Origin of the sequence: Collinsella sp. AF05-9 (assembly GCF_003465595.1) — a bacterium.
GTDB lineage: Bacteria > Actinomycetota > Coriobacteriia > Coriobacteriales > Coriobacteriaceae > Collinsella.
The window spans coordinates 1-14,247 of the sequence record NZ_QSBB01000007.1; the positions used below are offsets into that span (position 1 = coordinate 1).

Consider the following 14,247-nt stretch of genomic DNA (forward strand, 5'->3'; position numbering starts at 1 on the left):
CAGCTTCCCAGCGCATTCCGCAGGGGGCGGTACATTTTGTAGCGCGAAGCGCGGATCAAAATGTACCGCATGCCCGAGGACGCGCTGGGAAGCTGCCCCCATTCCGAACCGGATATACAGATCTACCTGCGCATTTACAAATTCGTAAACTTTTTTCAAAAAAGTGCTTGCACAGTTCTCGAATCATAGGTTATTATCTTCCTCGTTGAACGCGCGGGTCCAACAAAACGAACCGCGAATCAACAACATAGCATGTCGGAGTGGCGGAATTGGCAGACGCGCTAGCTTGAGGTGCTAGTGACCGCTTTTTGGTCATGCGGGTTCAAGTCCCGCCTCCGACACCATCGCATTTGAGAAGCCTCTTCGGAGGCTTTTTTGTTACCGATAGACGGTGAGGTCCACGATGGAAACGCTTGAACGCAACGAGTGGGCAGACGTTGCCCAACTAGTCGAGATCACGAGCGATGCTGTCATCATCTGCGAGCTCGACGGAACCATTCTGCATGTGAATAATCGCTTACTTGGTTTGATGTGCGAGGAACGCGCCGACGTCATCGGCGGAGATGTTAAAGACGTCCTGTACTCGTCCGCTTTTGAACGTGCGACGGAACATCGTCTGCCATTTGAAACTGATGGCTCCGAGAACGAACTGATGCTCAAGCTGAGTGACGGCTCTTTTATTCCCGTCTTGGTTCGTGCGGGCTCCGTAACGCCTCCACACATCTTTGGGCGCCGCGCACCACGTGTCCTGGTGGCGCTTCACAGTATCGAGGAACAGTATTCTCACGACCGGCAACTCAAGCGTGCGCTTTCGGAGCTTAGAGTGGCGAACAAGCGCCTCTCTGGCACGCTCTCGGTCATTATGAGTACCGTGGGCTCCGATGAGCTGCCCAGCCTACTTGATACCGTTTTGAACCAGCTTGTAGGAACGCTCGATGCTTCGGGTGCCGCTATCTATTTTTCTGAGAGCGGTGGTTTTAAACTTCGCGGTGTTTCCAAGGAGCTGTACGACAGCTACCTGCCTGAGTTTTTGCCGTATGGCGCTGGCATTCCGACGTATGTTCTTCGTGAGTCGCGTGCCTGTCGCTTGTCGATTCAACAGGACCTTGAGGGTGATAAGGTCGCCTCCGGTATGTTCATGGATCTGGACAATCGTTCTAAGCACCTGTTGCGCATGCAGGATATGCCTCCGTACCGCAGCGAGATCTGTCTTCCCGTTTTTTACGGTACGCAGATCCTTGGCGTGCTGGAAGTTGGTTGGAAACGCCCTCAGGCACCGCTCGCCTATGACGTTAATGTGCTCGAGGTCATTTGCGATTACCTGTCTATCCAGCTGGTCGGCATGGCATCGAGCCTTCGCTCCCGTCGCACGGCCGAGCTTGGCCGCTCGCTCAATGTCTTGCGTGATGAGTTGTTTACCTTTCTAGACGATTCCGCCGCGGCTACCCAGGCGGTATCGTCCGAGATCTGCAATATGCTCAACTGCCATTTTTGCCCTATTGAGTATGACGCCAGTCTGGATTCCTACGTCATAGATTTTGAAGGCGGCAGCCGCGTTGCTTTGCCGGACGATCCCGAGAAGCTTTTCTTTTCCACGACGGCGCCAGCAGCACGTCTGGGGGCTGGCCCTGATGGCTTTGAGGCATCTGTTTTGGGCGGCACGAGTGCCGAGGACCTTAAACACGTCCGTATAACTCGCGTTGACGAATCGATGCCTATGGGAGGCTGGCTTAGGGCGCATGGCTTGCCTTGCCAGGGTCTCTACGTCGACGCCGGCATCGAGGCGGGGCGTCCGCGCTCTAAGGGCGATGGCAAGCACAGTAACGACGCGATTGTTCCTGCTTCTGTTGCGAAGGGCCCGACGACGCGCGCGCTGCTGCTTCGTGATGGTAGCCAAGAGCCGATTGATGACCTTGAATATGACTACTTGGTGCACTTGGCTCATGACTTTGAACTGATCTATGAAGGCGAATCTCAAAAGCGTGAGGAGCGCCATATCGCTCAGACGCTCCAGATTGGCATGAGAAATTCACTGGGGGATGTTCCGGGAATCGCCGCCGATTCGGTGTACCTGTCGGCCACGAATTCGGCGTTGGTCGGCGGCGATTTCTATACGCTCATCCGTCTTCCCGACGATTGCGCCGTCATGATTCTGGGCGATGTGTCTGGCAAAGGCATTGAGGCTGCATCGATGTCCGCACTCGTCAAGACGGCCCTGACGGCATATGCCTGGGAGGGCGCTGGACCGGCCCGCATGGCACGCTCCCTTAACAGCATGCTTATGGGCTTTTCGAGGGTCGAGACGTTCGTGACGGCCTTTATCGCCAAGATTGACCTTAAAGCCGGACGCGCAACGTATTGTTCGGCGGGCCATCCTCCGACCATGGTCATCAGGCCAGAGTCGATGCCGCTGGGTGGCGGCGAGGCCCGTGGGGGAGAGGTCGAGCTGCTTGGATGCCAATCGGGGGTAATCGGTGCCTTTGAGAGCATGGTGTACGAGACAGGCGTGTTTACGTTCGCTCCTGGTGACATGCTATTTATGTACACCGACGGAACAATCGAAGCGCGTGACCGCTCGGGTGCTTTCTTTGGCGAGCAGCGCCTTCGCGACCTTCTGCTCTCTGTCTCGGGTGAGGGCGTGTCGGGCATTTGCGGCAAGGTCTTGGGCGAGCTTGACCGATTTACCGAATCGGCGCTGGACGATGACATTGCATTGGTGTCCCTTGAGTTTTTACGGGGTCGTTCATAGACGACGCTGGGCGGGCTGAATCCGTACGGTTGGGGAAACGAATGCATCGAGTGGGCTTTTTTGGGGAACCATGGTCGTATGAATGAGTGGAATGACATAGCGGTTTTGACGCCACCAGGCGATATCGACATCGCCACGGTGCCTGCGCTGCGTCGGCGGTTGGATGCTTTGATTGGCCGCGGCGTGCGTCGTGTCGTCATCAACTGTCAGGCTGTTAGCTTTATCGATTCGACGGGCTTGGCATTCCTGCTTACGCGCGCTCGTGAGCTCATGAGGCGAGAAGGCCTGCTCTCGCTCGTCAATGCATCGGGTGAAGTTGTTCGCTTTTTGGAGATTGCTCGTCTTGTCGATATCCTTCATGTCGCGGGGCCGACACGGGAGTCTATTCCCGCCATTCCGGTGGGGGAGCTGCCTCGCTGGAGTAAGAGCGTCGAGGTCCGTCAGGGTATCGAGAATCTTCCATACTACCGACATCGCATCGCCGAACTCCTTGAATCGCTTCCGTTGCGCCGTGACGAGCGCTACGATGTCGCATTGGCGTCGGGGGAGGCGCTGGGTAATGCCTATGACCATGCGGGCGGTATCGGGTGCGTCCTGACGGTTCAGGCCTATGGCGATCGCGTTGTGGTTGAGGTGCTTGATCGAGGTGCCGGCTATTCTATCGATGAAACGAGCGTACCGGTCGCATCTGAGGAGCGCGGCCGTGGTATCAAGCTTATGCGTATGCTCGTCGATAACGTGGAGGTTGCTCGTCGTACGGACGGCGTCGGCACGCGCGTGCAGATGGTGAAGCTGTTTAGCGGAGCGCTGGAATCGTGTGCCTAGCCAATCGCTTTAGCGCGTTTAGCTACTAAGAACATGCGGCAGACAAGTTTTTTGAAAAAAGTACTTGCGTCTTTTGGACAACTCGCGTAAATTAATAACCCGCAAGCGGACATGGCTCAGTTGGTAGAGCACAACCTTGCCAAGGTTGGGGTCGCGGGTTCGAGCCCCGTTGTCCGCTCCATTGCATTTCCGGACCGTTTAGGCGGTCCTTTTTCGGCGAAGTGGCCAAGTGGTAAGGCAGAGGCCTGCAAAGCCTTTACCCCCGGTTCGAATCCGGGCTTCGCCTCCAGGCAACATCCGGGCGCTCCGGCGCCCGTTTTGTTTTACATATGCGGACATGGCTCAGTTGGTAGAGCACAACCTTGCCAAGGTTGGGGTCGCGGGTTCGAGCCCCGTTGTCCGCTCCAAACGCAGCAGCCCGACTACTACGGTAGCCGGGCTTTTTCGTACCCGTCGCTTGGGCTCGAACCCGAGGGGGAGCGAGCGTTTTGGGGCGTGGCTGTGGCGTTGTTTGCCGCGAATGTCCGCTTTGGGCGTATCATCGTGGACATCTCGCAAAACCTCGTTGCAAGGGAGTCGCACCCCATGGCTACAGAAAAGTCCTCTTCGCGCCCATGGATGTCCGATGCCGCGATTTATCAAATCTACCCGCGCTCGTTTAAGGATTCGACTGGTTCGGGTCTGGGCGATATCGCGGGCATTACCCAGCAGATGGACTATCTTGAGCGGCTGGGTATCGAGGCCATCTGGCTGAGCCCGTTTTACCCATCGCCTCTCGTCGATGGCGGCTATGATGTGGCGGACTACTGCGATGTCGACCCACGTCTCGGCTCGCTTGACGACTTCGATGACATGATCGCCGCGGCTCATGCGCACGGCATCAAGGTCATCGTCGACATCGTGCCCAACCATTCGTCCAACCAGCACCCCTGGTTCAAAGCCGCTCTTGCCGCCGGCCCCGGATCGCCCGAGCGCGCCCGTTATATCTTCCGCGATGGTCGCGGCGAGCACGGCGAGCTGCCTCCCACCAATTGGAATGCCAACTTTGGTGGCCCCGCCTGGACGCGCGTCGCGGACGGTCAGTGGTATCTGCACATGTTTACGCCCGAGCAGCCGGACTTTGACTGGTCGTGTCCCGAGGTTCATGCGTTCTTTTGCGACGTCCTGGCGTTTTGGAGCGATCGAGGCGTCGATGGCTTTCGCATTGATGTGGCGCACGGTCTCGCCAAGGATCTCGACCGCGATGACCTCGACCGGTGGCATCTCGCCGAGGGCGATGACATGGTTGAGGACGGCACCCATCCGCTGTGGGACCGCAACGAGGTCCATGAGATCTATCGCGAGTGGCGCCGCGTGTTCGACCGTTATGATCCGCCGCGCAGCGCCGTTGCCGAGGCGTGGGTTCTGCCCGAGCGCCAGTATCTCTACGCACGCCCCAGCGAGCTTGGCCAGACATTCAACTTTGAGTTCGCCAAGGCCACTTGGACCTATGATGACATGCACGCTGCAATCGAGAAGGGCTTGAAGGCGGCTATCGAATCCAATTCTGCCTCGACCTGGGTACTCTCCAACCACGACGTGCCGCGCGTGGCGACACGCTATGCCCTGCCGCAAATCAAGGCGACGCGCTACCATCAGATTGCGCTCGACTGGCTCTTACGCGACGGGTCGTCTTATGACGAGGGCCGTGAACTCGGTGAGCGCCGCGCGCGGGCGGCCCTTTTGCTTGAGCTGGCGCTTCCGGGCTCGGCATACGTGTATCAGGGTGAGGAGCTCGGCCTTTTTGAGGTGGCCGATATCCCGTGGGCCGCACTCGAAGATCCTACTGCGACCAATACGCACGGACCGAAGCGCGAGAAGGGGCGCGACGGCTGCCGTGTGCCCCTGCCGTGGGTGGCAGCGGACGATCCCGTGCAGGGCGGATCGTTTGGGTTTTCACCGGCGGACGCCGATGCGGCGCCCCATCTGCCGCAGCCTGCATGGTTTTCCGATTACGCTGCCGATAGGGAAGAAGCGGACCCGACATCGATGCTTGCGCTCTATCGTGACGCCCTCTGGCTGCGGCGCAAGCTGCGCGGGCGCGCCAACGATCTTAAGTGGCTCGATCTTGACGGGCGCACCGGCCTTGCGGATGGTGCCGAGGGCGCTGAGGGCGGCGTCATCGCCTATCGCCGTGACAACGGCTGGGCGTGTGTGACGAACTTCGGTGCAGCACCCGTGGAGCTGCCGGCGGGCAGGGTCCTGCTCACCTCATCACCGCTTGCAGACGGCAAGCTCGCGCAGGACAGTTCTGCCTGGATCATGCTCGCTGAGTTGTAGGGGCCTCTTGCGGCGAGTTTGCGTTTGCCTGCGCTTTCCGTGGTGGCTGATGTCTTCGCGAGGTTCGCGAGGGTGTCGCAAAACTTTTCAAAAAAAGTTCTTGCATTTGGGTGGATTATCCCGTATATTAAATCCTCGCAGGCGGACATGGCTCAGTTGGTAGAGCACAACCTTGCCAAGGTTGGGGTCGCGGGTTCGAGCCCCGTTGTCCGCTCCATTTGGGCGTTTAGCTCAGGGGGAGAGCGCTTCCCTGACACGGAAGAGGTCAGAAGTTCAAATCTTCTAACGCCCACCAAATGTTCGCAGCTCAGAGGCTATGTCTCTGGGCTGTTTTGTTTTGGTTGCCAAATGTGTCGCCAAATTTCGAGTTTTTTGATCTTCTAGGATGCTTCTCAGTAGTCATCCGAGAAAACTCTCATCTTCTCCGTTTGCATACACATATCTTTCAAGGACTCGTGCCGCGGTTGCATGAGGCTCGGCAAGGCACGACCGCAACATGTTGGTCAAGCATAATCTTTTGGATTCTTTTGGTGTGAGCGGCTTGGTTTTGGTAGGATTTGTCAGCGGCTTGACTAAGGGGGTTTTATAACTGCCATGCAGGTAGCCGTGTTGGTAACGTTTTACCGACTTGTCAAATACCCCTCATTTTTAATGCGTCTGCAAAATGACTAATTGCTTTGACCTGCTGAAACACTATATGTTGTGTTTGACCTAAAAAAAGAATACAGGATATAGATGCGTCTTTGTCGTATGATAGATGGCGGACAGAGAACGAAGACCTTAACTGCCTCTTTTGAACGTGTCCTTGAGCCGCTTGATCGGCTCCAGGGAATGTCCGCATGGAGGCTTATGGTTTATCGAGAACAAAGATTGCGCGACGGCGCCGCAAGACAGGGGCAAGCCCTGTCGGGCATCGTTTGGCTCTGAAACGCAATGAGACTACGACGTGAAAGAGGCAAGAGGATGAAGATCATCAAGCGCAGCGGCACCGAGGTTGTCTTTGACATCGATAAGATCGTCAATGCTATCCGCGCCGCAAACTTGGAGGTCGAGGAGAGCTCTCGTCTAACCGACCGCCAGGTGGTTTACGCGGCACAAAATGTCGCCGAGGCATGCGAGAACGCGGGCCACACCGTTTCGGTCGAGGAGATTCAGGATTTGGTCGAGGACGAGATCATGCGTCTCGACTGCTACGAGGTTGCCCGCCACTACATCATCTATCGCTATGTTCAGAGCCTGAAGCGCCAGAAGAACACGACCGACGACAAGATTCTGTCGCTGATCGAGTGCAATAACGAAGAGGTCAAGCAGGAGAACTCCAACAAGAACCCGACCGTCAACTCCGTTCAGCGCGACTATATGGCCGGCGAGATTTCCAAGGACCTGACCCAGCGCGTGCTGCTGCCCCAGGAGATCGTGGATGCCCATAATGAGGGCTTGATCCATTTCCACGATTCGGATTACTTTGCCCAGCACATGCACAACTGCGATCTGGTGAACCTGGAGGACATGCTCCAGAACGGCACCGTTATCTCGGGCACGCTGATCGAGAAGCCGCACAGCTTCTCGACTGCCTGCAACATCGCGACGCAGATTATCGCCCAGGTTGCTTCCTCCCAGTACGGCGGGCAGTCTATTTCGCTGACCCATCTTGCCCCCTTTGTCGAGGTGAGCCGTCAAAAGATTCGCGGCGAGGTCGCTCGCGAGCTTGAGGAGCTCGGCGTCTCTGCGTCTGCCGAGAAGGTCCGTGAGGTCGTTGAGGATCGCCTGCGCGATGAGATCCGTCGCGGCGTCCAGACGATTCAGTATCAGGTCGTGACCCTTATGACCACGAATGGCCAGGCGCCGTTCGTGACGGTCTTTATGTATCTCAATGAGGCCCGCACGCCCCAGGAGAAGCACGACCTTGCCATGATTGTGGAGGAGACGCTTCGCCAGCGCTACGAGGGCGTTAAGAACGAGGCCGGCGTTTGGATTACCCCGGCATTCCCCAAGCTTATCTATGTACTCGAGGACGATAACGTTCACGAGGATTCCCCGTACTTCTACCTGACCCAGCTGGCTGCCAAGTGCACCGCCAAGCGCATGGTGCCCGACTACATCTCCGAGAAGAAGATGCGCGAGCTCAAGCTGTCGAAGGGCGAGACCGCCGGCAACGGCGATTGCTACACCTGCATGGGTTGCCGCAGCTTCCTGACGCCCGACCGCTCCGGTAACGGATTTAACAACGTGGCCAACGCGTTGAACTATGACCCGAACAAACCCAAGTACTACGGTCGCTTTAACCAGGGCGTTGTGACCATCAACCTGCCCGATGTCGCGCTGAGCTCGCATCAGGACATGGACAAGTTCTGGAAGATCTTCGACGAGCGCCTTGAGCTGTGCCACCGCGCCCTGCTGTGCCGTCATGAGCGCCTGATGGGCACGCTTTCGGATGCCGCGCCGATTCTTTGGCAGTACGGTGCCCTGGCGCGTCTGAAGAAGGGCGAGACAATCGATAAGCTGCTCGTGGGCGGCTATTCCACCATCAGCCTGGGCTATGCCGGTCTGTATGAGTGCGTCAAGTACATGACGGGCCATAGCCACACCGAGAAGGAGGGCACGCCGTTTGCCATGGCCGTCATGCAGCGTATGAACGACAAGTGCGCGGAGTGGAAGGCTGCGAGCGACATCGATTTCTCGCTGTACGGTACGCCGTTGGAGTCGACGACCTACAAGTTCGCCAAGTGCCTGCAGCGCCGTTTTGGCATTATCCCGGGCGTGACGGACAAGGGTTACATCACTAACAGCTATCACGTCCACGTGTCCGAGGAGATCGATGCCTTCGACAAGCTTAAGTTTGAGGGCATGTTCCAGCAGCTTTCGCCGGGCGGGGCTATCTCCTACGTTGAGGTTCCCAACATGCAGGACAACCTCAAGGCTGTCATTCGCGTGATGCAGTACATCTACGACAACATCATGTACGCCGAGCTCAACACCAAGAGCGACTACTGCCAGGTGTGCGGCTACGATGGCGAGATCAAGATTGTCGAGGACGATGGCAAGCTGGTGTGGGAGTGCCCCAATTGCGGCAACCGCGACCAGGAGAAGATGAACGTCGCTCGTCGTACGTGCGGCTACATCGGTACCCAATTCTGGAACCAGGGTCGAACCGAGGAGATCCGCGACCGCGTGCTGCATCTCTAATAACCATCCCAGGCTGCCCCGTAGCGAGGCCCCGGACTTTTGCTCGCTATTTCGGACAGTCCTGGCTCACGACGGAGGCGCCACTGGCGCCTCCTGTTCGTGCGGAACTCATATCGAGCAAAGGTCCGGGGCCTCGCTACGGGGCAGCCAAGTTGATGTAGCTGAGATGCGGCATGCGGTCTGCTCACTCCTCGAAGTTCTTAGCGGATATAATTCGAGCTGCAGCTGCGATTTACTTGCGATGGCGGTTGAGCCGCAACCCAGTTTTTATTGGACCTCGAATCCTATGCTCGATGTTCGCTTCGTTCATTGAGTTACCTTTTGCATGAGGCCGGGACATATCGTCCCGCCCGCAGTTTCGCAGGCCGCAGGCCGAGAATGTTTGAGGACGGGATGATATGTCCCGGCCTCCCAGGAGAGTTACCTATGAACTACGCGAACATAAAGTATTTCGACATTGCTGATGGGGAAGGCGTTCGTACTTCTCTGTTTGTGAGCGGATGCCGTCGTGGGTGCAAGAACTGCTTTAACTCTGTCGCGTGGGACTTTGCTGCGGGCGAGCCCTTTGATCGCGCCGTCGAGGATAAGATTATCGAGAGTCTCGACCATCCCTTTATCGATGGCCTGACGATTCTGGGCGGCGAGCCTATGGAGCCCGAGAATCAGGCGGGGCTTGTTGACTTTATCGAACGCGTGCGTGCGGCCTATCCTGCGGGGTCAGGAAAGACCATTTGGTGCTTTACTGGCGATGTACTCGAGGAGCTTATGCCGGGCGGTCGTCATCATACCGAGGTGACGGACCGCATCCTTGCCTGCCTCGACATGTTGGTGGACGGCCCGTTTGTTCAGGACCTGTACGATATCACGCTGCGCTTTAGGGGCTCGAGCAACCAGCGCGTGATCGATATGAACGCTACGCGCGCCCGTGCTGAGCGCGAGGGTGTTGCGCTTTGTGATGCGGTTGAACTTTGGCGGGACGATCCGGTCTACTCGACCCATACTATGTAGCTTGTGGTCGATGCCGGAGGGCGTGGTACCATTGCGCGAACGTGAAATCGGAAAAGTGAGGCCCAGATGGTCGATCAGGAAAAAGTCGAGGCCGCCATTAAGCTGTTGCTTGAGGGCATAGGCGAGGACCCAACTCGTGAGGGCCTGCTGGAGACCCCGGCGCGCGTTGCCCGTATGTATGGCGAGATTGCCGGCGGTATGGACCAGAGTGCCGAGGAGCATCTGTCCAAAACCTTTGCCGTCGCTTCGAACGATTTGGTTATCGAGCGCGACATCACGTTCTACTCGCTGTGCGAACATCATCTGCTGCCGTTTTATGGTAAGGCCGCCATTGGTTATATCCCTAACGGTCGGGTGGCTGGGCTTTCCAAGCTCGCCCGCACGGTTGAGGTTTATGCCCGTCGTCTGCAGCTGCAGGAGCAGCTGTGTGCGCAGGTTGCCGACGCTCTCATGGAATATCTTGCTCCCCAGGGAGCGATTGTGCTCATGGAGGCCGAGCATATGTGCATGACCATGCGCGGCGTGCAAAAGCCCGGCACCAAGACCGTGACGCTCGCTCGCCGCGGCGTCTTTGAGACTGATCCCGCGCTCGAGGAGCGATTCTTTAGGATGCTGGACCGCTAACCATGAGAGCCGTTAACGACTTTGCATCGAAGACCGATGAGGGAACGCCGCGTCGCGGTTTTATGGCTTCGGGCCTGGCGCCTTTTGGCGTCATGCCTCGTATCGATTACATCTGTTCCAACGGGCTGTTCCGGCGGCACCTGGGCAACATTGCACAGTTGGAATCGGGGCGCATTTTCTGCCGCCACGGTATTGACCATCTGCTCGATGTCGCTCGCATTATGTGGATCAAGAATCTCGAGGAACAGCTCGAATTTGACCGCGAGGTTATCTACGCCACGGCACTTCTTCACGATATCGGCAAAGATGAACAGTATGAATCGGGTATATCCCATGATGTTGCAAGCGAACGCGTCGCTGATGCGATTCTCGGCGGCATGCCCGATGACGTGGCGTTTGAGCCGGCCGATGCCGCAGCCATTAAGACGGCCATTTTGGGCCATCGAAAGCTGCGCGTGAACAGCCAACCGCTTGAGCGTCTGCTCTATGCGGCCGACAAAGCGTCGCGCGCCTGCTTTGCATGCCCCGCGCGCAATGCTTGCAACTGGAGCGATGATAAAAAGAACCTGTCGATTCGCGTGTAGTTAGTTTGCGCGGTCGGGGTTCTAAACGAAGGAGACGATCGCGATGAGTAACAAGAAGCTGCCCGAGAACGCAACCAAGACTGAAGGCGCCGAGCTCGCCCGCCGTGGAAGGGGCGAAATATCCACCGCAACGGCGGTGCCCCACGTGAGCTATGACGACCTGCGCCATGCCGACCGTATTGTCATTGACGGCCTTGAGGTTTTTGCCAACCATGGCGTGTATCCCGAAGAGAATGCGCTGGGCCAGAAGTTCATCGTTTCTCTAGTGCTCTATGCCGACCTGCGCGCGGCGGGGGAGCACGATAACCTAGACGCCTCGATTGACTATGGCTCGGTGTGCCACGATGTCGATGGCTATCTGCGCGAGCATACGTTTAAACTCATCGAGGCTGCAGCCGAGGGTGTGGCCCAGATGCTGCTACGTCGTTACCCCCTGCTGCTTGGTGTGCGCATCAAGCTCGATAAGCCGTGGGCTCCTGTTGGCCTGCCCCTGGCAAGCTGCGGCGTCGAGATCGAGCGCGTGCGCTAACCGGTTCTAATACGACTCTATGGGTGGCTGCTTGAGCCGCTGAGACAGTGCTCTATTGTTGGGGCAGTATGTGTTGAGCAGGGCGTGAAACCGTTGATTGTGGCTTGGCTCGAGCAAGTGGACGAGCTCGTGGGCGACAACCATGTCGAGACATTCGACGGGGTAGGCGGCGAGCTCGCGCGCGATGCGAATGGCGCCGGTTTTGGGCGTGCAGGAACCCCAACGCGTTTTCATACTGCGCACGGAGACGCGGGCCACGGTGACGCCCATTGCGATTTCGTACGCGTGCACGATGTCGCGTAGCGCTGCGGTGACCTCGGATGCATAGAGTTGGTCGATGCGGGTCTGGAGTTCTTTGGGCGTTAGGCCGTCAAGGGCTGTGCGCTGCTTTGCCTGCGCGCGCCCACTTGGCTCGTCGGTACCCATAAAACTTGCGAAAGTGGCCTGCTTGGGCCGCGGTGCGGGTGATGCAAAGTTGTGATCGAGTGCGTCCTGTACCGTGATGGGCTTGCCCCAAAGTGCAATGATGGACGAGGGGCTGAGCGGCTCTCGCGCCGTCGCCTGACGTTGTTCGCGCTGGGCAAGTCGGCTGATAATCCAGGCACTGTTGCGCTTCACAAACGTTTCGATACGCTCGCGGCTGGCGCCGATCGGTGCGCTGGCGTGGACCTCGCCGCTCGATGTGACGCGTAGGTTGAAGTTCTTGACGCGCTTTTTGGTAACGACGACGGGGATGGGCGTCCCATCCGGTCGGGATATGGAAATCGTAAATTGCTGCGTCAAAAGCGGTCCTTTGGATTGGGGACGGGCCGGCATGTCGACCGTTCGGCATGCCGGCCTGCTCAAGGGATGCGAAATTAATAACGCTCAAAGAAGGCGAGCGCGTTGTCGCTGCAGAGCTTCTGCATCACGGTCTTGCCGAAGTGCTTGGAGAGCATGTTCTGGAACTCGGGCATCTTGCTGGCATCGGAGAGGAAGGCGGGCACAGTTGCGCCGTCCCAGTCGCCGCCGAGCGCGATGACGTCCTCGCCGCCCAGGTCGAGCCAGTGCTCGATATGTGCCGCTAGCTGGTCGAAGGTGACGTCTGCGGCGGTTTTGTCGGTTGCGTCGTTGGAAAGGAACTCGCTGCAGTAGTTGAGGCCGACGATGCCGCCCATGTCGCGAATGGTGCGGAACTGGTCATCGGTAAGGTTGCGCTTGACGCCGCAGACTGCGCGGGAGTTGGAGTGGCTGGCGACGAAGGGGCGCGTGGCGTGGGCGACAACCTCGTCAAAGCACTCATCGTTGAGGTGGGAGACGTCGAGCACCATGCCGGCGTGCTCCATCTGCGTGAGCGCCTCGATGCCGGCGGCGGTGAGGCCGGCGTGGGTGTCGTGGCCGCTCGCGAGCGGCCCCTGCGCGTTCCAGCTGAGTGATGACATGAGTACGCCCAAGCTCTTGAGCACCTCGATCAGCGCGGGGTCCTCGGCAAAGAACGTGGCGTTTTCGATGGTATGGATGCAGGCGACCTTGCCGTCTTTGAGCGCAGGGCGAATGTCAGCGGCGCTGCGTACGTTGACCATGCTGTCGTGGTTGAGCATTGCCTGGCCGCTCATGTGCGCCATGATCTGCGCCTGGAAGCGCGCGGCGTGAGCGGTGGGAATCTCGTCGGGGACAAACGTGGCGAAGCATTGTGCCCACGGCGTGTTGCCGATCTTTGCGAGCGAGATGGCGCAGGCGTTGCCCTCGATGAGGTCGAAATCTTGCGGATGGGTTTCGTCGCCGGGGAAATAACCGTCGGTGCCGGCGGTAAAGCGCAGGTCGAGATCGAGCGTGGCCCAGCCGATGCGGTCGGCGGTGTCGCAATGTAGGTCAAATACGGGATATGCCATAGTTCCTCCGGTTGCACCGTTTCTTTGCAAACTGTCTTTGAATTGTATGACTAGGGTATAGTTAGCGCCATATGTTCACGGCGGTCCGCGTTGTGCGCCGCCCCTATCACGGAGGTTTCCATGTCCAACCAGGGCAAGAAGGTCAAGACCCATTATCGCGGCACGCTCGATGACGGCACGCAGTTCGATAGCTCCTACGATCGCGGCGAGCCGCTGGAGTTCACCTGTGGCGCCGGTCAGATGATCAAGGGCTTCGACGCCGCTGTTGTCGACATGCAGGTGGGCGAGAAGAAGACCGTGCACATTCCTGCTGCCGATGCCTACGGCGAGCACAATCCCGAGATGGTTCTGACCTTCCCGGCCGAGCAGGTTCCCAATATCGAGCAGATCGAGAAGGGCATGAAGCTCTTCCTGTCCACGCCGAGCGGCATGCCCGTCCCCGCCGTGGTCATCGACGTGACGCCCGAGGCCGTGACGCTCGACGCCAATCACGAGCTCGCCGGCAAGGATCTCAACTTTGATATCGAGCTCGTCGAGGTCGAGGACTAGGCC

11 protein-coding genes and 6 tRNA genes are annotated in these 14,247 nt (G+C 58.2%); 15 read left to right on the forward strand and 2 right to left on the reverse strand.

Annotated features, from left to right (window positions below; translation table 11 throughout):
* Window positions 1-254: 254 nt before the first annotated feature.
* The 14 genes from DWV43_RS03495 (at window position 255) to folB (ending at window position 11,824) form a co-directional block, all read left to right on the forward strand.
* Window positions 255-344 (forward strand) — tRNA-Leu (locus tag DWV43_RS03495).
* 59 nt (window positions 345-403) lie between these two features.
* Window positions 404-2,749, forward strand: a complete 2,346-nt coding sequence (locus tag DWV43_RS03500; RefSeq protein WP_117817152.1) for a GAF domain-containing SpoIIE family protein phosphatase — start codon at window positions 404-406, stop codon at window positions 2,747-2,749.
* Between the two features lie 78 nt (window positions 2,750-2,827).
* Window positions 2,828-3,574, forward strand: a complete 747-nt coding sequence (locus tag DWV43_RS03505) for an anti-sigma factor antagonist (RefSeq protein ID WP_117817153.1) — start codon at window positions 2,828-2,830, stop codon at window positions 3,572-3,574.
* A 105-nt stretch (window positions 3,575-3,679) separates the two neighbouring features.
* Window positions 3,680-3,755 (forward strand) — tRNA-Gly (locus tag DWV43_RS03510).
* A 34-nt stretch (window positions 3,756-3,789) separates the two neighbouring features.
* A tRNA-Cys gene (locus DWV43_RS03515) sits at window positions 3,790-3,863 on the forward strand.
* 42 nt (window positions 3,864-3,905) lie between these two features.
* Window positions 3,906-3,981: transfer RNA gene (locus tag DWV43_RS03520), tRNA-Gly, on the forward strand.
* 178 nt (window positions 3,982-4,159) lie between these two features.
* The gene (locus tag DWV43_RS03525; RefSeq protein WP_147346258.1) at window positions 4,160-5,893 is read left to right on the forward strand and encodes a glycoside hydrolase family 13 protein; all 1,734 of its coding nucleotides are present in this window, start codon (window positions 4,160-4,162) and stop codon (window positions 5,891-5,893) included.
* Between the two features lie 141 nt (window positions 5,894-6,034).
* Window positions 6,035-6,110: transfer RNA gene (locus DWV43_RS03530), tRNA-Gly, on the forward strand.
* Window positions 6,111-6,113: 3 nt separating this feature from the next.
* Window positions 6,114-6,188 (forward strand) — tRNA-Val (locus tag DWV43_RS03535).
* 668 nt (window positions 6,189-6,856) lie between these two features.
* Window positions 6,857-9,079, forward strand: a complete 2,223-nt coding sequence (gene nrdD, locus DWV43_RS03540; RefSeq protein WP_117817155.1) for an anaerobic ribonucleoside-triphosphate reductase — start codon at window positions 6,857-6,859, stop codon at window positions 9,077-9,079.
* A 426-nt stretch (window positions 9,080-9,505) separates the two neighbouring features.
* Complete coding sequence (gene nrdG, locus DWV43_RS03545) at window positions 9,506-10,087, forward strand: anaerobic ribonucleoside-triphosphate reductase activating protein (RefSeq protein WP_117817156.1); 582 nt, start codon at window positions 9,506-9,508, stop codon at window positions 10,085-10,087.
* Window positions 10,088-10,153: 66 nt separating this feature from the next.
* Window positions 10,154-10,711: a GTP cyclohydrolase I FolE gene (gene folE / locus DWV43_RS03550; RefSeq protein ID WP_117817157.1), complete on the forward strand. Its 558-nt coding sequence runs from the start codon at window positions 10,154-10,156 to the stop codon at window positions 10,709-10,711.
* A 2-nt stretch (window positions 10,712-10,713) separates the two neighbouring features.
* Window positions 10,714-11,295, forward strand: coding sequence for an HD domain-containing protein (locus tag DWV43_RS03555; protein WP_199569357.1), 582 nt, complete (start codon window positions 10,714-10,716; stop codon window positions 11,293-11,295).
* A 43-nt stretch (window positions 11,296-11,338) separates the two neighbouring features.
* Window positions 11,339-11,824 carry a dihydroneopterin aldolase gene (folB, locus tag DWV43_RS03560; RefSeq protein ID WP_117648306.1) on the forward strand — a complete coding sequence of 162 codons (486 nt, stop codon included), beginning with the start codon at window positions 11,339-11,341 and terminating at the stop codon, window positions 11,822-11,824.
* 6 nt (window positions 11,825-11,830) lie between these two features.
* Here the strand turns inward: folB and DWV43_RS03565 are convergent, their stop codons facing one another.
* A complete protein-coding gene (locus tag DWV43_RS03565) occupies window positions 11,831-12,607 on the reverse strand; it encodes a M48 family metallopeptidase (protein ID WP_158569820.1) in 777 nt (258 codons plus the stop codon).
* 74 nt (window positions 12,608-12,681) lie between these two features.
* A complete protein-coding gene (locus DWV43_RS03570; protein WP_117817159.1) occupies window positions 12,682-13,695 on the reverse strand; it encodes a dipeptidase in 1,014 nt (337 codons plus the stop codon).
* 120 nt (window positions 13,696-13,815) lie between these two features.
* Between DWV43_RS03570 and DWV43_RS03575 the strand changes: the two genes are divergently transcribed.
* A complete protein-coding gene (locus tag DWV43_RS03575) occupies window positions 13,816-14,244 on the forward strand; it encodes a peptidylprolyl isomerase (protein ID WP_117817160.1) in 429 nt (142 codons plus the stop codon).
* The last annotated feature ends 3 nt before the right edge of the window (window positions 14,245-14,247 follow it).

Bases quoted from the DNA above. Each gene is read 5' to 3' on its own strand.
- DWV43_RS03505 (WP_117817153.1), top strand. From the start codon at position 2,828: ATGAATGAGTGGAATGACATAGCGGTTTTGACGCCACCAGGCGATATC.
- DWV43_RS03500 (WP_117817152.1), top strand. From the start codon at position 404: ATGGAAACGCTTGAACGCAACGAGTGGGCAGACGTTGCCCAACTAGTC.
- DWV43_RS03555 (WP_199569357.1), top strand. From the start codon at position 10,714: ATGAGAGCCGTTAACGACTTTGCATCGAAGACCGATGAGGGAACGCCG.
- nrdD (WP_117817155.1), top strand. From the start codon at position 6,857: ATGAAGATCATCAAGCGCAGCGGCACCGAGGTTGTCTTTGACATCGAT.
- folE (WP_117817157.1), top strand. From the start codon at position 10,154: ATGGTCGATCAGGAAAAAGTCGAGGCCGCCATTAAGCTGTTGCTTGAG.
- DWV43_RS03525 (WP_147346258.1), top strand. From the start codon at position 4,160: ATGGCTACAGAAAAGTCCTCTTCGCGCCCATGGATGTCCGATGCCGCG.
- folB (WP_117648306.1), top strand. From the start codon at position 11,339: ATGAGTAACAAGAAGCTGCCCGAGAACGCAACCAAGACTGAAGGCGCC.
- DWV43_RS03575 (WP_117817160.1), top strand. From the start codon at position 13,816: ATGTCCAACCAGGGCAAGAAGGTCAAGACCCATTATCGCGGCACGCTC.
- DWV43_RS03570 (WP_117817159.1), bottom strand. From the start codon at position 13,695: ATGGCATATCCCGTATTTGACCTACATTGCGACACCGCCGACCGCATC.
- nrdG (WP_117817156.1), top strand. From the start codon at position 9,506: ATGAACTACGCGAACATAAAGTATTTCGACATTGCTGATGGGGAAGGC.